The organism is Streptomyces sp. NPDC051907, assembly GCF_040681075.1.
In the GTDB taxonomy this organism is placed as follows: Bacteria; Actinomycetota; Actinomycetes; order Streptomycetales; family Streptomycetaceae; genus Streptomyces.
In genome coordinates this window covers 13362-35891 of the sequence record NZ_JBFAYB010000089.1, presented here as the reverse complement: position 1 = coordinate 35891, position 22530 = coordinate 13362, and the positions used below count along the sequence as shown (strand labels likewise).

The window sequence follows — 22530 nt, the reverse complement described above, 5'->3', positions numbered from 1 at the left end:
GATGACGAAGGACCTGGCGCTGTTGATCTCCAGGGACCAGCCGTGGATGACGACGGAGCAATTCCTGGAGGCGCTCGCCGCGAACCTCCGCAGGACCGCGTCGCGGTGGGCCTGCCGGGCGGCCGCCGCGGGGTCGCCGGGGTTGGTCCAGCCGTGGACGTCGGCGCGGATGGCCGCGCCGATCCACTCGCGGAAGGGGTTGCGGCAGGTGGCGGTGTGCGGGGGCTCGACGCCGGAGAGGAGGTTGCGGTAGGCGACGCGCTCGGCGGTGAACGTACGGCCCGCGGGCAGCTCGTCCAGCCAGAGCTGGGCGACCTGGGCGGTGGTGAACCGCCGGCCGCGGCGCTGGAGGAGGAGCAGGTTGAGCAGCGGGTAGTTGAGGTCGTCGTCCTCGGGCATCCCGTCGATGTTCTCGGCGAGCGAGGTGGCGGCGGAGCGCCGGTTCCACGGGTGCTCGGCGGCGAGGTCCGGGGGCACGCCCTTGGCGGTGAACCAGGTGGTGAGCGGCCAGTTGCCGGTGGCGCGGGCGAGGGCGCGGATGCCGTGGAGGGGGAGCTTCTCGACGGGCTTGCCGAGGAGGCAGCCGATCGCGCGGCCGAGCCAGGCGGAGTGCAGGGCGTCGGGGCTGGGGGCGCGCGCGGCGCGCTGCGCGGAGGCGGGCTCGCCGGAGTCCTGGAGCCCGGGGGACAGCCGGGTGATCGAGGCCAGGTCCGTCGGCTCCTCGAGAGGCGAGGTGAGCATTGCCAGCTCGTCCAGGAGGTCCTTCGCCAGGGTCCGCAGATGGGCGGGGGCGCAGACGGGGGAGGCGCCCGAGGGCGGCGGGGCCGGGGGCCCGCCCGACTGGAGCCAGCGGTTGCGGATGTGGACGGCGTTGCGCCCGTCCTCGTCCGCCTGGCGCAGCTCGTGCGGGAGGAGGTCCTCCGGCTGCACCCAGGTGAGCCGGAGCCCGCCCGTCATCGGGCGCCCGTCAGCTGCGCGAAGGCGCTCTCATGGGCGCGGCGGCGCTGGGCGTCGCGGGCGAACACCTCGCGGGCGACCTCGGCCAGGGCCGTCGCGGGGGCGTGCAGATCGAGACGGCTCGCCTCGGCGACCTGCTTGGACCACAGGGGCGGGACGGCGGCCTCGCCGTGCAGCGCGCCCGCGACCGCGCCGGCCATCGTCGCGATCGAGTCGCAGTCGCGGCCGTAGTTGACGGCGCCCAGGACCGTACGGCGGAAGTCCCCCGCGCCGACCAGCAGCATGCCCAGGGCGATGGGCAGCTCCTCGATGGAGTGGAGGCGGGAGGGGCGGCGGGCCCCGAGGGACGGCGCGCGGTAGTCCGGGCCGACCGTGTCGAACGGGGCGACGGCCGCCCGCAGCGGAGCGAGCGCGGACTCGAAGTCCGTATGCCGTACGGCGACTTCGGCCACCGCCTCGACGGCCGCGCGCGTGCCGTCCTTGGCGAGGGACAGCGCGGCGTCGACGACGCTGGTCTCGGTGGCCCCCGGCAGACAGGCCGCGGCGACGGCGGCCGCGAAGACGCCCGCGGCCTCGCGTCCGTACGACGACTGGTGGGCGCCCGCGACGTCGAGGGCCTCGGCGTAGGCGGCGGCGGGATGGGCCGCGTTGACCAGACCGACCGGGGCCATGTACATCGCCGCCCCGCAGTTGACGATGTTTCCGACGCCCGCCTCGCGCGGGTCGTTGTGGCCGTAGTGGAGGCGGGCGACGATCCACTTCTCGGCGAGGAAGACGCGCTGGAGGGGGAGGGCCTCGGCCTCGAGCTCCGGGATCCAGCGAGGGGCGGACATCAGGTCGGGGACCAGGTGGTCGGCGACGGCGTACGCGTCGAGATGGTCGCGCACCCTCGTGTACACGCGGATCAGCGCATGGGTCATCAAGGTGTCGTCGGTGACGTGGCCGTCGCCCTTGTGGTACGGCGCGATGGGGCGGGCGGTGCGCCACTCGTCGCCGTGCCAGGGGCCGACGACGCCGCGGACGCGGCCGCCGTGCCGTTCTGCGATCTGCTCGGGGGTGTAGCCCTCGACCGGGCCGCCGAGCGCGTCACCTACGGCCGCTCCGATGAGGCTGCCCGTGATCCGGTCGTCGAGTGCGGGCGTCGAGGAGGGGGCGGGGTGCGCGGGCGCTGAGGTCGTCGAGGTCGTCGCGGTCGTCGAAGGCCGCGCGGGTGTCGCGGGTGTCGTCGTCATGTCGGAATTGTCCACCCGGGGCGGTCAGTTCCGTGTGTGCGAGGAGCCCGGCGAGTTCCACCAGGTCGGTGCCCGCGAGACGGGGGAGCGCGCAGCCGGCGAGGACGCGGCACGCGTCGCGCCAGGTGGAGGGCACCGAGTCGCCGCCGCCGAGCGCGCCGGTCAGCGCCCCGGCGAGGGCGGGGGCGGAGTCGGCGACCCGGGAGAGGCAGACGGCCGCGGGCACCGCCTCGGCGACCCGGCCGCGGGCGGCGGTGGCGACCGCGAGGGCGACGGGCACGGTCTCGGCGGCTGCGATGCCGTAGCTGTAGACGTGGTCGACGATCTGGTGCTCCAGCAGCGGCACCAGCGCGAACGCCCCGGCCGTGTCAGGGGTGCAGTGGCGGGCGAGTTTGACGGCGTGCCGGGCGTTGCGGCCGACCTCGGCGGTCTCGGGGAGCTGGGCCAGCGCGGCGTCCACGGCGTCGTCGACCGTCGCCCCGCCCAGCGCGGCGGCGACGGCCGCGGCCATCGCACGGGCGCCGTGGACTCCGTCGCCGTCCTGGGTGTACCGGGCGTCGAACTCGGCGAGTTCGGCGGCGGCGGACGGGTCGCCGGGGTGGACGACGGCGAGGACGGCGGCGCGTACGCAGGCGGCGTCGTCGAAGTAGTGCGGGTTGTCGTGGCCGGTGGCGGGCGGGCGCAGACCGGTGGCGAGATTGCCGAGTCCGGCCCGTACGGAGATGCGGGCGCGCAGCGGGAGCACGGCCGACTCGACCTCGGGGGCGCGGGCGGCGGCCGCGGCGATCTCGCTGGCGAGGGAGTTCCAGGCGAGGTCGACGGCGGCGCGCATCCGGCGGCCCGGGGCGAGTCCGCTGAAGAGGGGACCGCCTGCGGTGAGCACGGTCTCGGCGCAGAAGGCGGCCCACTCGGCGTCGTCGGAGGGGCCGAGGCGCAGCGGCTCGGGAGGCTGGTTGAGAGCGATGGGGACGGGGAGGGTGGTGGTCGCGTTCTGCTCGGCGAAGGTGTCGAGCTCGCGGGTGAGCCGACGGGTCCACTCGGGCATCCGCGCGGCCCGGTGCCGCGCGGCGGGCCACCCGGCGGCGTCCCCGGCAGCGAGCCCGAGAAGCAGCCCTTCGATGGCTCGGGTCGGGCGGACGGGGGCAGGGGGGAGGGGGGCGTGGGCGGGGGGTCGTCGGTCGGGGGACGGCTTCGGGGCGACGGGCTGGGGCGGGGGCTGCGGGTGGTGCGGGGTGGGGGGCCGCCGGCCGGGGGACGGGTCGACGGGCTCGGGCGGCGTCTGCGGGGGGTGCGGGGTGGGGGCCCGCCGGCTGGGGGTTGGCTCCGGGTCGGGCGGGTCGGGCAGCGTCTGCGGGGCATTCGGGGTCGGGGTCTGCTGGCCGGTGGCCGGCTCCGACGGCGTCTGGACGTTCTCGGCCGCGGCTTCGTCGGGCGTCTCGCCACCCGTCGTCCCGTCTGACGTCCCGTCCGCCGCCTCGTCCGGCGTCTCGTCCATCGGTCCCGGCCTGCGGGGGTCCGCGGGGTCCGTGGGAGCCGCGGGGTCCGTGGAGTCCGTGGGGTTCTCAGCGTGGGGGCTGTCCGCTGTCCAGGGCGACGGGCTCATGACGCCGCCTCCTGCGAGTCGTCGTCCGGGGTGAGCAGCTCCGCGATGTCCAGGACGTGGTAGCCGTGCATCGACGGGAGGCAGCTGCCGCGTACCGGGCCGATCGCCGAGGCCCACTCCGTCGGGATCGCCGCCGCTCCCGAGACCGCGCCAGCCAGCGCACCCGCCACCGCCGCCGTCGTGTCCGCGTCGCGGCCCATGTTGACCGCCGTCAGCACCGACGTACGGAAGTCCCCTCTGGCCGCCGCGAACGCGCCGAACGCCAGGCCCACCGCCTCCGGCGCCAGGTCCGTCCAGGGGTAGCCGCCGATCACGACGGCCGAGCGGACCGCCCGTTCCCTCGAGAGCGTGTCCGGGTATGTGTGCTGCGCCGCGACCACCGCCCGGCGCAGCGAGCGCGCCGTCCACGAGTCCATCGGCACCACCGACAGCGCCGCGCCGATGACGCCCGCAGGTCCCGCCCCCGCCATCCCCGCGGCCACTGCGGCCGCCACCGCCTGGCCGCCGTAGATGCCCTCGCCGTCGTGGCTGACCGTGCCGTCGATCGCCACCAGCCGTGCCGCCTCCGCCGGGCGCCCCGCGGCGAACACGCCGAACGGCGCCGCGCGCATGGCCAGTCCGTCGCTCCAGGCGTGCCGGTGCTGCGCCGAGATCGGCGCGGCGAGGCCGCGCCGCAGGTTCTCCAGAGTGCCCCGCTCGCTGAACCCCGCGCCCCGGAACGGCCCTTCGTCGAGGTCCGCGATCCAGTGGTGCCAGGCGTTCTCCACATGCGCCACCGTCAGAGCCGAGCCGTGCCGGGCCAGCAGGAGGCCGGAGAAGATGGCGTACTCCGTGTCGTCCGTGCCCGCCGGGTCGTCGCTGACGAAGCCTTCGATACGGCCCCAGCGGCGGCGGATCTCGGACGGCCGCAAGTTCTCGGCGGGGGCGCCCAGCGCGTCGCCCACCGCCAGTCCGAGCAGCGCCCCGCAGGCCCGGTCGCGCAGCACCGCGAACGAGGCGGCGTTGCCGGCCGGATCGGCAGGGTCGGTGGAATCGGCGGGATCGCATGCAATCAACCCCATGGGGCTGGCCCCTTTCGCGCGCACCGAGCCTGTTCCTGAATCTGTGCCACGCGGGACGCGCGACGAGTCTGAGATACGCGCTTGTCACCCGGCTGACTCCAGGTAAGTACGGCCTGCCTTGCTGGCGGACCCCTTACATCGTGCGTACTTTCGAGGTGTTGGAGGGGGCGGGCCCAACGGGCCCGCTGTCAGAACAAGGGGAGAGCTGTGTCCATCATCGAGACCGAAGCGACGCTGCACGAGGCGCACCGCGACAACCACACCCACCGCGATGTGAACGGCGGATGGCTGCGTCCGGCCGTCTTCGGAGCGATGGACGGGCTCGTGTCCAACCTCGCGTTGATGACCGGCGTGGCGGGCGGCGCGGTCTCGCAGCAGACCATCGTCATCACCGGGCTGGCGGGTCTCGCGGCGGGCGCGTTCTCGATGGCGGCGGGCGAATACACCTCCGTCGCCTCGCAGCGGGAGCTCGTCGAGGCCGAACTGGCCGTGGAGCGCAGGGAGTTGCGCAAGCACCCGGTCGACGAGATGGAGGAGCTGGCGGCGCTCTACACGGCCAGGGGCGTCGAGCCCGCGCTCGCCCGCGAGGTGGCGATGCAGCTCTCCAAGGACCCGGAGCAGGCGCTCGAGATCCACGCACGCGAAGAGCTCGGCATCGACCCGGACGACCTGCCGTCGCCGACGGTCGCGGCGGTCTCGTCGTTCGCCTCGTTCGCGCTGGGCGCGCTGCTGCCCGTGCTGCCGTATCTGCTCGGAGCGACCGCGCTGTGGCCGGCGGTGCTGCTCGCGCTGGTCGGGCTGTTCGCATGCGGCGCGCTGGTGGCCCGGGTCACGGCGCGCAGCTGGTGGTACAGCGGCCTACGCCAACTGGTACTGGGCGGCGCGGCGGCGGCGGTGACGTACGGGCTCGGGGTGCTTTTCGGCGCGGCGGTCTGACGCGGGGGCTCAAGGGCTCCCGGAGGCGCCCCTGGTCTCGGCGACGGCGGGCCCGCGCTGCGCGGGGCCCCGGCCCGCCCGGGCCTCCGGCGGAGGGGAGGGCCGACGCTCCGACGCCCGGATCCCCGGCGTCGGCCGGCCGGGACGCCCGGCGCTCAGCCGCCGGGCCCCTGGCGTCCGCCGGACAAGATCCTCGGCTGCCCAGCCGCCCGGTCGCCCCGGCTCGGGCAGGGGCAGGACCCCGGCTGCCCGGCCGCCCAGGCCCCGGCGGACGGATCCGGTGCTCAGCGGCCCCGGTCCCTGGCGTCCAGCCAGCCGGATCCCCGCCGTCGGGCACCGCCCCGGCCCCGGCGTCCAGCCGACGAGATCCCCTGCCGTCCAGCCGCCTTGCCCCTGGCGTCCTGCGGACACGATCCCCGGCCGCTCAACCGCCCGGCTCCCCGGTGCCCGGCGGACAGCTCCCCGGCACCCAGCCAGCCAGATCCCCGGCCCTCCGCTGGACGGGACCCTGGCCTCCGGTGGAGGGGAGGGCCGACGGTCCGACGCCCGGCTCCCCGGCGTCCGCCGGGCGGGACCCTGGCCTCCGGTGGAGGGGAGGGCCGGTGCTCCGGCGCCCGGATCCCCGGCGTCCGCCGGGCGGGATGCCCGGCGCTCAGCCGCCCGGGCCCCTGGCGTCCAGCCCCCCGGCCCCGGCGTCCGGCCGACGAGACCCCGCTGCCCGGCCGCCCCGGCCTCGGCGGGCGCGGACAAGTCCCCGACGCCCAGCCGCCTGGGCCCTGGCGTCCGCCGGACAAGATCCTCGGCTGCCCAGCCGCCCGGCCTCGGCTGGGCGCTGACAAGACCCCGGCGTCCGGCCGCCCGGGCCCCTGGCGTCCGCCGGACAGGACCCCCGGCCGCCCAGCCGCCCGGGCAGAAAATCCCCCGCCCCCGCCCCCGCCCCCGCGTATGCGAACCCCCTGGTGGGCCACCCCGTCGCCCCCTCGCCTGGCTCGCGCGCGGGATCTGTGACGTACGTCCCCGTTCTCATTCCGCTTTTCGGTGAGACACTATGCGCGGCGCCACATAAGTAGCCGTTTCTCGGCGGTTTCGGAACCCTGACCACCGGGCATGAGCCGAAAGCGCTGCGGGCAATGACGCCTGCTCCGCGAATGGACCGCCGGACAACGATCTGTCCGGCCGTGTCCCCCTCCACCGCCTCGGGCGGTGTCCGCATGTTGGAACGAGCTATCCACTTTTCGAGAAGCATTCCATCATGTAACCTGCACGAAATTTCGCAGAGGGCCAACGTCGTCCCTCGGCAGTGAATATGCCTCGACGACGACGGGAGTGCCGATGCGTTCCGACGCCTGGTCGCCCATGGACGGTCGCCCCGCCCCCCAGGGGATGTACGACCCCCGTAACGAGCACGACGCCTGTGGCGTCGGGTTCGTGGCCACCCTCACCGGTGTTGCCAGCCATGAGCTGGTGGAGCAGGCGCTGACCGTACTGCGCAACCTCGAGCACCGCGGCGCCACCGGCTCCGAGCCCGACTCCGGCGACGGCGCGGGCATCCTGCTCCAGGTCCCGGACGCCTTCCTCCGCGAGGTCAGCGGCTTCGAGCTGCCCGAGGCCGGCGCGTACGCCGTGGGCATCGCCTTCCTGCCGGCCGACGAGGCTGACGACACCGCCGCCGCCGTCTCACAGATCGAGACGATCGCCGTCGAGGAGGGCTTGAACGTCCTCGGCTGGCGCGAGGTCCCCGTCGCCCCCGACCTGCTCGGCAACGGCGCCCGCGCCACCATGCCCGCCTTCCGCCAGCTCTTCGTGGCCGACGGCGAGAGCACGGGCATCGCGCTGGACCGCAAGGCGTTCGTCCTGCGCAAGCGCGCCGAGCGCGAGGCCGGGGTCTACTTCCCCTCGCTCTCCGCCCGCACGATCGTCTACAAGGGCATGCTGACCACCGGCCAGCTGGAGCCCTTCTTCCCGGACCTGTCCGACCGGCGCTGCGCCACCACCGTCGCGCTCGTCCACTCGCGGTTCTCGACGAACACCTTCCCGAGCTGGCCGCTGGCCCACCCGTACCGCTTCGTCGCGCACAACGGCGAGATCAACACGGTCAAGGGCAACCGCAACTGGATGCGCGCCCGCGAGTCCCAGCTCGCCTCGGACCTCTTCGGCGCCGAGAAGCTGGAGCGGATCTTCCCGGTCTGCACCCCCGACGCCTCCGACTCCGCCTCCTTCGACGAGGTCCTGGAGCTGCTCCACCTCGGCGGCCGCTCCCTCCCGCACAGCGTCCTGATGATGGTCCCCGAGGCGTGGGAGAACCACGACTCCATGGACCCGGCCCGGCGCGCGTTCTACAAGTACCACTCCACGATGATGGAGCCCTGGGACGGCCCGGCCTGCGTCACCTTCACCGACGGCGTCCAGGTCGGCGCGGTCCTCGACCGCAACGGTCTGCGCCCCGGCCGCTACTGGGTCACCGACGACGGTCTCGTCGTGCTCTCCTCCGAGGTCGGCGTGCTCGACATCGACCCGGCCAAGGTCGTCCGCAAGGGCCGCCTCCAGCCCGGCAGGATGTTCCTCGTCGACACCGCCGAGCACCGCATCATCGAGGACGACGAGATCAAGTCCGCGCTCGCCGCCCAGCACCCGTACGAGGAGTGGCTGGAGACCGGCGAGATCGAGCTCGAGGACCTCCCCGAGCGCGAGCACATCGTCCACACCCACGCCTCGGTCACCCGCCGCCAGCAGACCTTCGGGTACACCGAGGAGGAGCTGCGCGTCATCCTCGCCCCCATGGCCAGGACCGCCGGCGAGCCGCTGGGCTCCATGGGCACGGACTCCCCGATCGCGGCCCTGTCCGAGCGCCCCCGGCTGCTCTTCGACTACTTCACCCAGCTCTTCGCGCAGGTCACCAACCCGCCGCTGGACGCCATCCGCGAGGAGCTCGTCACCTCGCTGTACTCGTCGCTGGGCCCGCAGGGCAACCTGCTGGAGCCGACCGCGGCCTCCTGTCGCAGCGTCACCCTGCCCTTCCCGGTGATCGACAACGACGAGCTCGCCAAGCTCATACACATCAACGCCGACGGCGACATGCCCGGCATGACCGCCGCGACGCTCTCCGGCCTCTACCGGGTCTCCGGCGGCGGCGACGCGCTGGCCGCCCGGATCGAGGCGATCTGCACCGAGGTCGACGCCGCCATCGAGGACGGCGCCCGTCTGATCGTCCTGTCCGACCGGCACTCGGACGCCGAGCACGCGCCGATCCCGTCGCTGCTGCTCACCTCCGCCGTCCACCACCACCTCATCCGCACCAAGCAGCGCACCCAGGTGGGCCTGCTGGTCGAGGCGGGCGACGTCCGCGAGGTGCACCACGTCGCGCTGCTCATCGGCTACGGAGCGGCGGCCGTCAACCCGTACCTGGCGATGGAGTCGGTCGAGGACCTGCTGCGCGCCGGCACGTTCATCGAGGGCCTGGAGCCCGAGCAGGCCATCCGCAACCTGATCTACGCCCTCGGCAAGGGCGTCCTGAAGGTCATGTCCAAGATGGGCATCTCGACCGTCGCCTCCTACCGCGGCGCGCAGGTCTTCGAGGCCGTCGGCCTCGACGACGCCTTCGTCGAGAAGTACTTCAACGGCACCGCCACCAAGATCGGCGGCGCGGGCCTGGACGTCGTCGCCAAGGAGGTCGCCGCCCGGCACGCCAAGGCCTACCCCGCCTCCGGCATCGCCTCCGCGCACCGCGCGCTGGAGATCGGCGGCGAGTACCAGTGGCGCCGCGAGGGCGAGCCGCACCTCTTCGACCCGGAGACGGTCTTCCGGCTGCAGCACGCCACGCGCTCGCGCAGCTACGACATCTTCAAGAAGTACACGGACCGGGTGAACGAGCAGTCCGAGCGGCTGATGACGCTCCGCGGCCTGTTCGGCTTCAAAGCCGACCGCCCCTCCATTCCGCTCGACGAGGTCGAGCCGGTCAGCGAGATCGTCAAGCGCTTCTCCACCGGCGCGATGTCGTACGGCTCCATCTCCCGCGAGGCGCACGAGACCCTCGCCATCGCCATGAACCAGCTGGGCGGCAAGTCCAACACCGGCGAGGGCGGCGAGGACCCGGAGCGCCTGTACGACCCGGCCCGGCGCTCGTCGATCAAGCAGGTCGCCTCCGGCCGCTTCGGCGTGACCTCCGAGTACCTGGTCAACGCGGACGACATCCAGATCAAGATGGCGCAGGGCGCCAAGCCCGGCGAGGGCGGCCAGCTGCCCGGCCACAAGGTCTACCCGTGGGTCGCCAAGACGCGTCACTCGACGCCCGGCGTCGGCCTGATCTCGCCGCCGCCGCACCACGACATCTACTCCATCGAGGACCTGGCTCAGCTGATCCACGACCTCAAGAACGCCAACCCGGCCGCCCGCATCCATGTGAAGCTGGTCTCCGAGGTCGGCGTCGGCACGGTCGCCGCCGGCGTCTCCAAGGCGCACGCGGACGTCGTCCTCATCTCCGGGCACGACGGAGGCACCGGCGCCTCGCCGCTGACCTCGCTCAAGCACGCGGGCGGACCCTGGGAGCTCGGCCTCGCCGAGACCCAGCAGACCCTGCTGCTCAACGGCCTGCGCGACCGTATCGTCGTCCAGACCGACGGCCAGCTGAAGACCGGCCGCGACGTCGTCATCGCCGCGCTGCTGGGCGCCGAGGAGTTCGGCTTCGCGACCGCGCCGCTCGTCGTCTCCGGCTGCGTCATGATGCGGGTCTGCCACCTGGACACCTGCCCGGTCGGCATCGCCACGCAGAACCCGGTGCTGCGCGACCGGTTCTCCGGCAAGGCCGAGTTCGTCGTCAACTTCTTCGAGTTCATCGCCGAAGAGGTCCGCGAGCTCCTCGCCGAGCTGGGCTTCCGCACCGTCGAGGAGGCGGTCGGCCACGCCGAGCTGCTCGACACCGAGCGGGCCGTCAGCCACTGGAAGGCGCAGGGCCTCGACCTCGAGCCGCTGTTCTACGTCCCCGAGCTGCCGGACGGCGCGGTGCGCCACGCGCTCATCGAGCAGGACCACGGCCTGGAGAAGGCCCTCGACAACGAGCTGATCCATCTCGCCGCCGAGGCGCTGGGCGCCGACAGCGCAACCGACGCGCAGCCGGTCCGCGCCCAGGTCGCGATCCGCAACATCAACCGCACGGTCGGCACCATGCTCGGCCACCATGTGACCAAGAAGTTCGGCGGGGCGGGCCTGCCCGAGGACACCATCGACATCACCTTCACGGGGTCGGCGGGCCAGTCCTTCGGAGCGTTCGTGCCGCGCGGCGTGACGCTGCGGCTGGAGGGCGACGCCAACGACTACGTCGGCAAGGGCCTCTCCGGCGGCCGGGTCGTCGTCCGCCCGGACCGGGGCGCCGACCACCTCGCCGAGTACTCGACGATCGCGGGCAACACCATCGCGTACGGCGCGACCGGCGGCGAGATCTTCCTGCGCGGCCGGGTGGGCGAGCGGTTCTGCGTCCGCAACTCCGGCGCCACGGTGGTCTCGGAGGGCGTGGGCGACCACGGCTGCGAGTACATGACCGGCGGCAACGCGGTCGTGCTCGGCGAGACGGGCCGCAACTTCGCGGCCGGCATGTCCGGCGGCATCGCGTACGTTCTCGACCTCGACCGGAACAACGTCAACTCCGGCAACCTGGAGGCCGTCGAGGCCCTGTCGGACGCCGACGAGCAGTGGCTGCACGACGCCGTGCGCCGCCACCAGGAGGAGACGGGCTCGACGGTCGCGGCGAAGCTGCTGGCCGACTGGCCGGCCGCCGCGAAGCGGTTCAGCAAGATCATCCCGACCACGTACAAGGCAGTGCTCGCCGCCAAGGACGCCGCTGAGCTCGCCGGTCTCTCCGAGCAGGAGACCACCGAGAAGATGATGGAGGCGGCGACCAATGGCTGACCCCAAGGGCTTCCTGACCACCGGGCGCGAGGTCGCCGAGACCCGCCCCGTGGCCGAGCGCGTCAAGGACTGGAACGAGGTCTACGTTCCCGGGTCCCTGCTGCCGATCATCAGCAAGCAGGCCGGACGCTGCATGGACTGCGGCATCCCGTTCTGCCACAACGGCTGTCCGCTGGGGAACCTGATCCCCGAGTGGAACGACTACGCCTACCGCGAGGACTGGTCGGCCGCGTCCGAGCGGCTGCACGCGACGAACAACTTCCCGGAGTTCACCGGGCGGCTGTGCCCGGCGCCCTGCGAGGCGGCGTGCGTGCTCGGCATCAACCAGCCGGCCGTCACCATCAAGAACGTCGAAGTCTCCATCATCGACAAGGCCTGGGACAGCGGCGACGTCACCCCGCAGCCGCCTGAGCGGCTGTCCGGCAAGACGGTCGCGGTCATCGGCTCGGGCCCGGCGGGCCTGGCCGCCGCCCAGCAGCTGACCCGGGCGGGTCACACGGTCGCCGTCTACGAGCGCGCGGACCGCATCGGAGGGCTTCTCCGGTACGGCATCCCCGAGTTCAAGATGGAGAAGGTGCACATCAACCGCCGTATCGAGCAGATGCGCGCGGAGGGCACCAAGTTCCGCACGGAGGTCGAGATCGGCCGCGACATCGACGCGGCGAAGCTGCGCCGGCGGTACGACGCGGTCGTCATCGCGGCGGGCGCCACGGTCTCGCGCGACCTGTCGGTCCCGGGCCGCGAGCTGAACGGCGTCCACTACGCGATGGAGTACCTGCCGCTCGCCAACAAGGTCGTCGAGGGCGACTTCGTGGCCCCGCCGATCACCGCCGAGGGCAAGCACGTCGTCGTCATCGGCGGCGGCGACACCGGCGCGGACTGCGTGGGCACCGCCCACCGCCAGGGCGCGGCCTCGGTCACGCAGCTGGAGATCATGCCGCAGCCGGGCGAGGAGCGGAACACCAGCCAGCCGTGGCCGACCTTCCCGATGCTCTACAAGGTCACCTCGGCCCACGAGGAGGGCGGCGAGCGGGTCTACTCCGTCTCCACCACCCACTTCGAGGGCGACGAGGACGGCAACGTCCAGGCGCTGCACCTCGTCGAGGTGGAGTTCAAGGACGGCAAGCTGGAGCAGAAGGCGGGCACCGAGCGCAGGATCCCCGCGCAGCTGGTCACCCTGGCCATGGGCTTCACGGGCACGGACCAGGAGAACGGCCTGGTCCAGCAGTTCGGCCTGGAGCTGGACGCGCGCGGCAACGTGGCGCGGGACGCGTCCTTCGCGACCAACGTCGACGGCGTGTTCGTCGCGGGCGACGCGGGCCGCGGCCAGTCGCTGATCGTCTGGGCGATCGCCGAGGGCCGCTCCGCGGCGCAGGGCGTGGACCGCTATCTGACCGGCGCGAGCGAGCTGCCCGCGCCGATCCGGCCGACGGACCGTGCGCTCACGGTGTGACGGCATGACGGTCAGACCGACGGTCTGACCCCCGAAAACGTCCCGTACAACGGCGTGCGGAACTGAACGCGGCGCCTGCCTTGTCCCCGACCGGACATCTGGCAGGCGCCGTGTTGCGTCCGCGTTCGGTTCTGCGCTCTGTCCTTCGCGGCCGCCCAGGACCCGGAGCATCCCGGTGGCCGGGACGGGGCGTTGACGTAATCTCGGTGCTCCCGACGTCGACGGAACGGAGCCCCGTGTGGCCGCCATCAGCCTCCGTAAGATCGAGGAGACCGCGCCCGCGCTCGTCAGCCTCTACAAGAGCGCCGGCGTCTCCTTGGAGAAGCACCGGCTGAGCGGGGAGCGGGCCGCCGTCTACCTGGTGCTGGACTACTCCGGGTCCATGAAGGAGTACTACAAGGACGGCAGCGTGCAGGCGCTGGCCGACCGCGTGCTCGGACTGTCCGCGCACTTCGACGACGACGGCCGGGTGCCCGTCGTCTTCTTCTCCACCGACGTCGACGCCGTCACCGACATCGCGCTGGACAACCACCACGGCCGGGTCGAGGAGATAGCGGCCGGGCTCGGGCACATGGGCAAGACCAGCTACCACCTGGCCATGGACGCGGTCATCGACCACTACCTCGACAGCGGCTCCAGCGCGCCCGCGCTCGTCGTCTTCCAGACCGACGGCGGCCCGATCAACAAGCTCGCGGCCGAGCGCTATCTGTGCAAGGCGGCCAAGCTGCCGCTGTTCTGGCAGTTCATCGGCTTCGGCAACAAGCGCAGCTCGCAGTTCGACTTCCTGCACAAGCTCGACGAGCTGGCCGTGCCCGGCAAACGGCCCGTCGACAACGCCGGGTTCTTCCACGCCGGCCTCGACCCGCGCACCGTCGCGGACGCGGAGCTGTACGACCGGCTGGTCTCGGAGTTCCCGCAGTGGCTGGCCGCCGCCCGCGCCCAGGGCATCGTGCGATGACGCCTCGGGTGCTGCGGGCCGCGGACCGGGCCGCCGTGCCGTGGAAGAACGGGGGCGGGGTCACCCGGGAGATCGTCGCCTCGCCCGAGGGCGCGTCGACGGACGCCTTCGACTGGCGCGTCAGCCTCGCGGACGTCGGCGAGGACGGGCCGTTCTCCGCGTTCCCCGGGGTGGAGCGGATCCTGACCGTCGCCGACGGCGCCGGCATGGACCTCGCCGTGGGCGGGCGGCGCACGCTCGCCGACGAGCGGTTCCGGCCGTACGCGTTCCCCGGCGACCAGGAGACCGAGGGCCGGCTGCTGGCCGGTCCCGTCGTCAACTTCAACGTCATGTACCGCAGGGGGAGTACGGCCTGTCAGACCGCGGTGGTCCGCGGCGGGCTGCACCTCGCGGTCCCGCCCGGCGCGACGGCGGTGGTCGTCGCGCTGGACGGGCCGGCGGTCCTGCGGGAGGCGGACGTGACGCTCGGGCGGTACGACGCGGCGGTGCTCGACGCGTCGCCGGGGTCGCTCCACACCGAGGGGCACGCGGCGATCGTCACGCTGTGGAGGCGGTGAGGCGTCGGGACGGTGTCCGAACGCCGCTCGCGGATCAATCCCGACGGAAGATGTCTGGTTTCTGCGCTTTCATGGGCGGCATGACATCGAATTCATGGGCGGACTTCCAGGCCGCGGCGCCCGATTTCGCGGAGGCCGTGCAGCAGCGCTTCCAGCGGTACAAGCACCATGTGCTGGCCACGCTCCGCAAGGACGGCTCCCCCCGGGTGACCGGCCTCGAAGCGGACTTCCGGCGCGGCGAGCTGTGGCTCGGCATGATGGACGGCTCCCGCAAGGCGCGGGACCTCCAGCGCGATCCGCGCTTCGCGCTGCACGCGAACCCGGGGGCCGACGACTCCATGGACGGCGGCGACGCGCGGATCGCCGGACGCGCGGTGGAGGTGACCGATCCGCGGGAGATCGCCCGGTACACGGCCGAGGCCGAGCCGCCGGAGCCGTTCCACCTCTTCCGGGTCGAGGTCGGCGAGGTGGTGCGGACGTCGGTCGAGGGCGACGAACTGGTCGTGCGGTCCTGGCGGCCGGGCGAACAGGTGCGCACGGTCCGGCGGCGCTGACCGCTCACCCCCGCGCCGTCGTGCTGGACCGGGAGGCGGCCCGCAGGACCACACCGCGCTGCCGCCTCCACCACCGGCACGGCGATCGTGTCGGGCGCGGGCAGCGTCTCCTGATAGAGCCGGGGGTGGTGTCAGTGGCCGTCGACGAAGTCCTCCCGCCTTCAGGACGGGCGGGGCGCGCGCTGCTCGCCGCACAGCCGGCGGCCTGGCTGGAGCGCCCCAACGGCCGGGCACGAGGGCGCCGGGCAGACGGCGGCTCACCCCTCGAGCACCCGCGCCCGGCAGCGGGCGGGCGTGCCCCAGGCGTCCCGCAGCGGCCGCGCCTTGCGCAGCCACAGCGAGAGGTCGAGCTCCTCGGTGTAGCCGACCGCGCCGTGCAGCTGGAGCGCGGCGCGCGCGGCGGCGTACGCGGCCTCGCCCGCGGTCGCCTTGGCGGCGGCGACGTCGGCGGGGGCCATGGTCACCGCGGCGCCGTAGAGCAGCGGCCGGGCGAACTCGAGCCCGACCAGCACGTCCGCCAGCCGGTGCTTGACCGCCTGGAACGACCCGACGGCGACGCCGAACTGGGTGCGCCGGCGGACGTACGCCACGGTCTGGTCGAGCAGCGCCAGCCCGACGCCGAGGCACTGCGCGGCGGTGACGAGGGCGGCGACGTCGGCGGCGTACGCCGCGGCCGCGGCCACCTGGGGCCCCTCGGCGAGGACCTCGCCCCCGGCGGCGGGGACGGCGAGCCGACGGGCGGGGTCGAGGGAGGCGTGCAGCGGCCCATGGCCGGGCGCGATGCGCAGGACGGCGCCGGGGGACACCGCGAGCACCGTCGTCACGGCGTCCGGGTCCAGCGCGTACCGGCCCCCGTCCGCCGTCGCCAGCGTCGCCGTCGCCTCGCCCGTCGCCAGCCCCGGCAGCAGGCGCTTGGCGGCCGCCGCGTCCCCCGACTCGGCCAGCCGGGTCAGCAGCGCCGCCGCCGCGACCGTCTCCGCCAGCGGGCCCGGCGCCGCGTGGCGGCCCAGCTCCACGAAGGCGACGGCCAGTTCCACCGGCAGCGGCCCCACCCCCTCGTACGCCTCCGGCGCCGCCAGCGCGAACACCCCGGCCCCGGCCAGCCGGGACCAGAGCGCCAGCCCCGGGGCGTGGTCCCCGCCCGCCCACGCCCGCGCGGCCGCGGGGGCGCCCGCCGCCGTCAGCATCGCGTCCAGCGAGCGCGCGAAGTCCTGCTGCTCGTCGGTCGGCACAAAGCGCATCAGCGGCGGCCCTTCGGCAGGCCGAGCAGCCGCTCGGCGATGATGTCGCGCTGGATCTCGTTCGTGCCGGCGTAGATCGGCCCCGCGAGCGAGAAGACGTACCCCTCGGCCCACTCGCCGTCCGCCAGCTCCCCCTCGTCGCCCAGCAGTTCGAGCGCCGTCTCGTGCAGGGCGATGTCGTACTGCGACCAGAAGACCTTGTTCAGGCTCGACTCGGCCCCGATGCTCTGGCCGGCCGCGAAGCGCGAGGCGCCCGCGGCGGTGAAGAGCTGGTAGGCGCGCGCGCCGATCACCGCGTCCGCGACCCGGTCGCGCAGCGCCGTGTCCGCCGGGTCGCCCGACGCGCGCCACTGCCGTACGAGACGGTCCGCGGCGGCCAGGAAGCGGCCGGGGGAGCGCAGGGTGAGACCTCGCTCGTCGCCCGTCGTGGACATCGCGATCCGCCACCCCTGCCCCGGCTCGCCGATCACGTCCTCGTCCGGGACGAAGACCTCGTCCAGGAAGAGCTCCGCGAACGCGGGCTTGCCGTCGAGCCGCCCGACGGGCCGGACGAGGACCCCGGGCGCCGACAGGTCGAACATCAGATACGTCAGCCCCTGATGCGGCTTCGCCGCCCCCGGGTCGCTGCGGAAGACGCCGAACGCCCGGTCCGCGAACGCGGCCCGCGAGGACCAGGCCTTCTGCCCGCTCAGCAGCCAGCCGCCGTCCGTGCGCACCGCCCGCGAGGCGAGCGCGGCGAGGTCCGAGCCAGCCTCCGGCTCCGACCACGCCTGCGCCCAGACGACCTCGCCGCTCGCCATCGAGGGCAGCACCCGGGCGCGCTGCTCCTCGGTGCCGTGGTCGAAGAGCGTCGGGGCGAGGAGGTTGACGCCGTTCTGCGAGACCCGTCCCGGCGCGCCGGCCGCGTAGTACTCCTCCTCGAAGGCCAGCCAGCCGAAGACGTCGGCGCCCCGGCCGCCGTACCGCCGGGGCCAGGAGACGGCCGACCAGCGGTCCGCGTGCAGCCGGGCCTCCCAGGCCCGGTGCGCCGCGAAGCCCTCCTCGGTCTCCAGGGAGGGCAGCGGGACGGCGGGGACGTGCTCGGCGAGCCAGGCGCGCGCCTCGGCGCGCAGGGCCTCGTCGGCGGCGGAGGGGTCCAGATCCATGCGCGCATCCTTCCCTAACAAGTGTTTGGTAGGTTAACGTGCCGCCGTGACGGACAACAAGGCGCAGTACGTCCCCGGGCACGGCCTGCTGACGGGCCGGACCGCCGTCGTCACCGCCGCGGCGGGCGCGGGCATCGGGGGCGCCACGGCCCGCAGGCTCCTGGAGGAGGGCGCGCGCGTCCTCCTCTCCGACGCCCACGCGCGCCGGCTGAAGGAGGCCGAGGAGGCCCTCGCGGCCGAGTTCGGCGCGGACGCCGTGTCGTCGCTGCCCTGCGACGTCACCGACGAGCCCCAGGTCCAGGCGCTCTTCGACCGGGCGGTCCGCGACCACGGCGGCCTCGACGTCGTCGTCAACAACGCCGGCCTCGGCGGCACGGCCGCCCTCGTCGACATGACCGACCAGCAGTGGGACAGGGTCCTCGACGTCACCCTCAACGGCGCCTTCCGCTGCACCCGCGCCGCCCTGCGCTCCTTCAAGGAGACCGGCCGCGGCGGAGTGATCGTCAACAACTCCTCGGTCGTCGGCTGGCGCGCCCAGGCCGGCCAGGCCCACTACGCCGCCGCCAAGGCCGGCGTCATGGCGCTCACCCGCTGCGCGGCGATGGAGGCCGTGGAGTACGGCGTGCGCGTCAACGCCGTCGCCCCCAGCCTCGCCATGCACCCGCATCTGGCCAAGGTCGCCTCCGCCGAGCTCCTCGACGAGCTCACCGCCCGCGAGGCCTTCGGGCGGTACGCCGAGCCGTGGGAGGTCGCCAACGTCATCGTCTTCCTCGCCAGCGGCTACTCCTCCTATCTGACCGGCGAGGTCGTCGCCGTCAGCAGCCAGCGCGCGTAGGACCACAATGGACGCGTGCCTACCAAGAAGAAGCCCCAGGTGACCGCCGCGGCCGAGCGCCGCCGCGAACTCCTCGGCACCGCCGCCGAGGTGTTCGCCGCCCAGGGCTACAACGCCACCACCGTCCGCGAGATCGCGGACCAGGCGGGCATGCTCGCCGGCAGCCTCTACTACCACTTCGACTCCAAGGAGTCGATGCTCGACGAGATCCTCTCCAGCTTCCTCGACGAGCTGTGGCAGGGGTACGACGCGGTGCTCGCCGCCGGACTCGGGCCCCGCGAGACCATCGAGGCCCTGGTCGTCGAGTCGTTCCGGGAGATCGACCGGCACCGCGCCGCCGTCGCGATCTACCAGAAGGAGTCCCGGCACCTGGCCGCGCAGCCCCGCTTCCGCTATCTGTCCGCGTCGCAGGAGAAGTTCGAGAAGGCCTGGCTCGGGACGCTGGAGCGCGGGGTCGCCGACCGGGTCTTCCGCGCGGACCTCGACGTGCGGCTCACCTACCGCTTCGTGCGCGACACGGTGTGGGTCGCCGCCTCCTGGTACCGCCCCGGCGGACAGCACAGCCCCGAGGAGATCGCCCGGCAGTACCTGTCGATGGTGCTGGACGGAATCGCCGTACGCACATAGCCGATTGAGGAGCCGTCATGAGCGAGGCCTACATAGTCGAAGCGGTCCGCACCCCGGTGGGCAGGCGCAGGGGAGGCCTCGCCCGCGTCCACCCGGCGGACCTGGGGGCGCACGTCCTGCGGGCCCTGGTCGAGCGCTCGGGAGCGGACCCCGCCGCGGTCGAGGACGTCGTCTTCGGCTGTCTGGACGCGGTGGGCCCGCAGGCCGGCGACATCGCGCGCACCGCGTGGCTGGCGGCCGGGCTCCCCGAGGAGGTCCCGGGCGTGACCGTCGACCGGCAGTGCGGCTCCTCGCAGCAGGCCGTCCACTTCGCGGCCCAAGGCGTGCTCTCCGGCACTCAGGACCTGGTCGTCGCGGGCGGCGTCCAGAGCATGTCGCAGATCCCGATCGCCTTCGCCTCCCGGCAGGCCGCCGAGCCGCTGGGGCTGACCGAGGGGCCGTTCGCGGGCAGCGAGGGCTGGCGGGCCCGCTACGGCGACCAGCCCGTCAACCAGTTCCACGGAGCGCAGCTGATCGCCGAGAAGTGGGGGATCACCCGGCGCGCCATGGAGGAGTTCGCACTGCTCTCCCACCAGCGGGCCGTCCGCGCCCTCGACGAGGGCCGCTTCGAGCGGGAGACCGTGCCCTTGGGCGAGGTGAGCGCGGACGAGGGCCCGCGCCGCGACACGACCCTGGAGAAGATGGCCGCGCTCGAGCCGGTCCTGCCAGGCGGCACGATCACGGCGGCCTGCTCCTCCCAGGTCTCCGACGGCGCGGCGGCCATGCTGATCGCGAGCGAGCGGGCCGTGGCGGAGCACGGGCTGACGCCCAGGGCCCGGATCCACCACCTCTCGGTGCGGGGCGAGGACCCGATCCGGATGCTGTCCGCCCCGATCCCGGCGACCGCCCACGCGCTGAAGAAGACGGGCATGACGATCGACGACGTCGACCTGGTCGAGATCAACGAGGCGTTCGCCCCGGTGGTGCTCGCCTGGCTGAAGGAGACGGGCGCCGACCCGGACAAGGTCAACGTCAACGGCGGCGCGATCGCGCTGGGCCATCCGCTGGGCGCGACGGGCGTCCGGCTGATGACCACGCTCCTGCACGAGCTGGAGCGCACGGGCGGCCGCTACGGCCTGCAGACCATGTGCGAGGGCGGCGGACAGGCCAATGTGACGATCGTCGAGCGGCTCTGATCGTCTGCGACCGGTCGTGGACACGGGCCTTTCGTGCGCGGGCGTGCTACGGTTGCGGCGTTGCAGTTTTGGTACCCATGAACTTGTGTGCGCCTGACGGAATGCTTCGTCGGGCGCATATTTCGTTTCCGGATTTCTCCGGATGGGGCTCAATGCAGCGACGGGAGATTCACGAGGTGTGAATTTCCGGCTTGCCCCTGTTTTAGGAGAATGACATGGCTACTGGAACCGTGAAGTGGTTCAACTCGGAAAAGGGCTTCGGCTTCATTGAGCAGGACGGCGGCGGCGCCGACGTCTTCGCCCACTACTCCAACATCGCCACCTCGGGCTTCCGTGAGCTCCAGGAGGGCCAGAAGGTGACGTTCGACGTCACGCAGGGCCAGAAGGGCCCGCAGGCGGAGAACATCCTCCCCGCCTGATAGCTGGGACGCGTTCCTCGCAGCCGGGGTCCGCACCGTCACGGTGCGGACCCCGGCTTGTGCTGTCCACAGGCCCAGGAAGGGCAAACACCGCATGACTCGCTCCGAACGTCCGGCCCGCCAGGCACGTCCTGCCCGTCAGGACGGTCCGGCCCGTCCGACCCGACAGCGCCCGGCTGACTCTCGCGCTGGCTCTCGCGCCAAGAGCGCCGGAAGGGGCGCTGGAAAGGCAGCTGGAAAGGGGACCGCCCGCGCGGCGACGCCCCCGCAGGAATTCACGCTGCCCGAATCCGTCACCCCCGCGCTGCCCGCCGTCCAGGCGTTCGAAGAGCTGGACATGCCGGCCGCCCTGCTGAAGACCCTCGCGGCGCAGGGTGTGACCGAGCCCTTCCCGATCCAGGCCGCCACCCTGCCGAACTCCCTCGCGGGCCGCGACATCCTCGGCCGCGGACGCACCGGCTCCGGCAAGACCCTCGCCTTCGGCCTCGCGCTGCTCGCCCGCACCGCGGGCCGCCGCGCCGAGCCGAGGTCGCCCCTCGCGCTCGTCCTCGTGCCGACGCGCGAGCTGGCGCAGCAGGTGACCGACGCGCTCTCCCCGTACGCCACCTCCCTCCAGCTGCGGATAGCCACCGTCGTCGGCGGCCTGTCGATCAACAAGCAGGCGGGCACGCTCCGGCGCGGCGCCGAGGTCGTGGTGGCCACCCCCGGGCGGCTCAAGGACCTCATAGAGCGGGGCGACTGCTCCCTGGACCAGGTCTCCGCGACGGTCCTCGACGAGGCCGACCAGATGGCCGACATGGGCTTCATGCCGCAGGTCACGGCACTGCTCAAGCAGGTCGAGCCGGACGGGCAGCGGATGCTCTTCTCGGCGACCCTGGACAAGAACATCGACCGGCTCGTACGGATGTTCCTGACGGACCCCGTCGTGCACTCGGTCGACCCGTCCGCGGGCGCGGTGACCACGATGGAGCACCACGTCCTGCACGTCGCGGACGAGACCGACAAGAAGGCCGTGGCCACGCGCATCGCGGCCCGCGACGGCCGGGTGATCCTCTTCGTGGACACCAAGCGCTCCGCCGACCGCTTCGCCAAGCGGCTGCTGGCCAGCGGCGTACGGGCGGCGGCGCTGCACGGCGGCCGCTCGCAGCCGCAGCGCAACCGCACCCTCGACCAGTTCAAGAACGGCCAGGTCACCGCGCTCGTGGCGACCAATGTGGCGGCGCGCGGCATCCACGTCGACGACCTCGACCTCGTCGTCAACGTCGACCCGCCCGTCGACCACAAGGACTACCTCCACCGCGGCGGCCGCACCGCTCGCGCGGGCGAGTCCGGCAGCGTCGTCACCCTGGTGCTGCCCGAGCAGCGGCGCGAGATGACCCGTCTGATGGCGGACGCGGGCATCAGCCCGCAGACGGCCAGGGTCAAGTCCAGCGACGAGGAGCTCACCCGCCTGACCGGCGCGCGCGAGCCCTCGGGCGTCGCGGTCGTCATCGAGACGCCGCAGCCGGTGGTGCCGCAGCAGCGTCCGGCCCGCAGCCGAGGCGGCCGCGGCCGCCGCGGCGGCCAGGCGAGCCAGGGCGGCGCGCAGGGCACCCAGGGCGGCCAGCCGAGCCGATCCGGCCAGCCGCGCCGGTCGGGGCGCGGGGCGCAGGGCGGTCGTCGCAGCACTGCGGCCTAGCAGCGAAGCGGGGGTGTCGTGCCCTGTGCGGGTTGCCCGCGGGGCGCTGCCCCGGACCCCGCGCCTCAAACGCCGGCGGGGCTGAGTTTCAGCCCGTCCGGCGTTTGAGGACACGCCCGTAGGGCGTATGGGGGCGTAGCCCCCTGGGGCAACGGTGACGTGCCCTGTGCGGGCTGCCGCGGGGCTCCGCCCCGCGCC

Annotated in this window: 17 protein-coding genes; 11 read left to right on the top strand and 6 right to left on the bottom strand. The window is 73.5% G+C overall.

Translation table 11 applies throughout. The features are described 5' to 3' along the window. From AB0M39_RS32815 to AB0M39_RS32800, 4 genes are all read right to left on the bottom strand, one after another. Positions 1-957: ADP-ribosylglycohydrolase family protein (locus tag AB0M39_RS32815; RefSeq protein WP_365370226.1), on the bottom strand; the 957-nt coding region annotated here is incomplete at its 3' end. Further along, positions 954-2063: an ADP-ribosylglycohydrolase family protein gene (locus tag AB0M39_RS32810; protein WP_365370232.1), complete on the bottom strand. Its 1110-nt coding sequence runs from the start codon at positions 2061-2063 to the stop codon at positions 954-956. The genes AB0M39_RS32815 and AB0M39_RS32810, both read right to left, overlap by 4 nt. Beyond that, positions 2044-3309: an ADP-ribosylglycohydrolase family protein gene (locus AB0M39_RS32805; protein ID WP_365370230.1), complete on the bottom strand. Its 1266-nt coding sequence runs from the start codon at positions 3307-3309 to the stop codon at positions 2044-2046. Before AB0M39_RS32805 ends, AB0M39_RS32810 begins: the two co-directional genes overlap by 20 nt. 479 nt (positions 3310-3788) lie before the next feature. After that, the gene (locus AB0M39_RS32800; RefSeq protein ID WP_365370224.1) at positions 3789-4853 is read right to left on the bottom strand and encodes an ADP-ribosylglycohydrolase family protein; all 1065 of its coding nucleotides are present in this window, start codon (positions 4851-4853) and stop codon (positions 3789-3791) included. Positions 4854-5060: 207 nt separating this feature from the next. Here AB0M39_RS32800 and AB0M39_RS32795 point away from each other — a divergent pair, with 207 nt between their 5' ends. From AB0M39_RS32795 to AB0M39_RS32770, 6 genes are all read left to right on the top strand, one after another. After that, positions 5061-5789 carry a VIT1/CCC1 transporter family protein gene (locus AB0M39_RS32795; RefSeq protein WP_365370222.1) on the top strand — a complete coding sequence of 243 codons (729 nt, stop codon included), beginning with the start codon at positions 5061-5063 and terminating at the stop codon, positions 5787-5789. A 1332-nt stretch (positions 5790-7121) separates the two neighbouring features. Next, positions 7122-11690 carry a glutamate synthase large subunit gene (gene gltB, locus AB0M39_RS32790; RefSeq protein WP_365370220.1) on the top strand — a complete coding sequence of 1523 codons (4569 nt, stop codon included), beginning with the start codon at positions 7122-7124 and terminating at the stop codon, positions 11688-11690. Next, the gene (locus tag AB0M39_RS32785; RefSeq protein ID WP_365370218.1) at positions 11683-13143 is read left to right on the top strand and encodes a glutamate synthase subunit beta; all 1461 of its coding nucleotides are present in this window, start codon (positions 11683-11685) and stop codon (positions 13141-13143) included. The genes gltB and AB0M39_RS32785 overlap by 8 nt, the downstream gene beginning before the upstream one ends. Positions 13144-13381: 238 nt before the next feature. Beyond that, positions 13382-14101, top strand: a complete 720-nt coding sequence (locus AB0M39_RS32780) for a VWA domain-containing protein (protein ID WP_365370216.1) — start codon at positions 13382-13384, stop codon at positions 14099-14101. Further along, positions 14098-14658 carry a HutD family protein gene (locus AB0M39_RS32775; RefSeq protein ID WP_365370214.1) on the top strand — a complete coding sequence of 187 codons (561 nt, stop codon included), beginning with the start codon at positions 14098-14100 and terminating at the stop codon, positions 14656-14658. Before AB0M39_RS32780 ends, AB0M39_RS32775 begins: the two co-directional genes overlap by 4 nt. Positions 14659-14729: 71 nt before the next feature. Continuing rightward, the gene (locus AB0M39_RS32770) at positions 14730-15212 is read left to right on the top strand and encodes a pyridoxamine 5'-phosphate oxidase family protein (protein WP_365370212.1); all 483 of its coding nucleotides are present in this window, start codon (positions 14730-14732) and stop codon (positions 15210-15212) included. A gap of 257 nt (positions 15213-15469) precedes the next feature. On the opposite strand, the gene AB0M39_RS32765 is transcribed toward AB0M39_RS32770, so the two are convergent. Both AB0M39_RS32765 and AB0M39_RS32760 read right to left on the bottom strand, forming a co-directional pair. Beyond that, complete coding sequence (locus AB0M39_RS32765) at positions 15470-16453, bottom strand: acyl-CoA dehydrogenase family protein (protein ID WP_365370210.1); 984 nt, start codon at positions 16451-16453, stop codon at positions 15470-15472. Further along, entirely contained in the window at positions 16453-17598 is a 1146-nt protein-coding gene (locus AB0M39_RS32760) for an acyl-CoA dehydrogenase family protein (protein ID WP_365370209.1), read from the bottom strand. Before AB0M39_RS32760 ends, AB0M39_RS32765 begins: the two co-directional genes overlap by 1 nt. A gap of 46 nt (positions 17599-17644) precedes the next feature. Between AB0M39_RS32760 and AB0M39_RS32755 the strand changes: the two genes are divergently transcribed. The 5 genes from AB0M39_RS32755 to AB0M39_RS32735 all read left to right on the top strand — a co-directional run bounded on the left by AB0M39_RS32755 (position 17645) and on the right by AB0M39_RS32735 (position 22332). Next, positions 17645-18433 (top strand): SDR family oxidoreductase, encoded by a 789-nt coding sequence (locus AB0M39_RS32755; protein WP_365370207.1) that lies wholly within the window; start codon positions 17645-17647, stop codon positions 18431-18433. 15 nt (positions 18434-18448) lie between these two features. Continuing rightward, positions 18449-19060, top strand: a complete 612-nt coding sequence (locus AB0M39_RS32750) for a TetR/AcrR family transcriptional regulator (protein WP_365370205.1) — start codon at positions 18449-18451, stop codon at positions 19058-19060. Positions 19061-19077: 17 nt separating this feature from the next. Next, complete coding sequence (locus AB0M39_RS32745) at positions 19078-20235, top strand: acetyl-CoA C-acetyltransferase (protein WP_365370203.1); 1158 nt, start codon at positions 19078-19080, stop codon at positions 20233-20235. A gap of 215 nt (positions 20236-20450) precedes the next feature. Beyond that, on the top strand, positions 20451-20654 hold the full coding sequence (locus tag AB0M39_RS32740) for a cold-shock protein (RefSeq protein ID WP_005318814.1): 204 nt from the start codon (positions 20451-20453) through the stop codon (positions 20652-20654). 94 nt (positions 20655-20748) lie between these two features. Then, entirely contained in the window at positions 20749-22332 is a 1584-nt protein-coding gene (locus tag AB0M39_RS32735; protein ID WP_365370200.1) for a DEAD/DEAH box helicase, read from the top strand. Positions 22333-22530 lie beyond the last annotated feature (198 nt).

Coding starts and splice junctions, on each gene's coding strand:
- AB0M39_RS32800 (WP_365370224.1), bottom strand. CDS start 4,853: ATGGGGTTGATTGCATGCGATCCCGCCGATTCCACCGACCCTGCCGAT.
- gltB (WP_365370220.1), top strand. CDS start 7,122: ATGCGTTCCGACGCCTGGTCGCCCATGGACGGTCGCCCCGCCCCCCAG.
- AB0M39_RS32785 (WP_365370218.1), top strand. CDS start 11,683: ATGGCTGACCCCAAGGGCTTCCTGACCACCGGGCGCGAGGTCGCCGAG.
- AB0M39_RS32775 (WP_365370214.1), top strand. CDS start 14,098: ATGACGCCTCGGGTGCTGCGGGCCGCGGACCGGGCCGCCGTGCCGTGG.
- AB0M39_RS32770 (WP_365370212.1), top strand. CDS start 14,730: ATGGGCGGCATGACATCGAATTCATGGGCGGACTTCCAGGCCGCGGCG.
- AB0M39_RS32765 (WP_365370210.1), bottom strand. CDS start 16,453: ATGCGCTTTGTGCCGACCGACGAGCAGCAGGACTTCGCGCGCTCGCTG.
- AB0M39_RS32760 (WP_365370209.1), bottom strand. CDS start 17,598: ATGGATCTGGACCCCTCCGCCGCCGACGAGGCCCTGCGCGCCGAGGCG.
- AB0M39_RS32745 (WP_365370203.1), top strand. CDS start 19,078: ATGAGCGAGGCCTACATAGTCGAAGCGGTCCGCACCCCGGTGGGCAGG.
- AB0M39_RS32740 (WP_005318814.1), top strand. CDS start 20,451: ATGGCTACTGGAACCGTGAAGTGGTTCAACTCGGAAAAGGGCTTCGGC.
- AB0M39_RS32735 (WP_365370200.1), top strand. CDS start 20,749: ATGACTCGCTCCGAACGTCCGGCCCGCCAGGCACGTCCTGCCCGTCAG.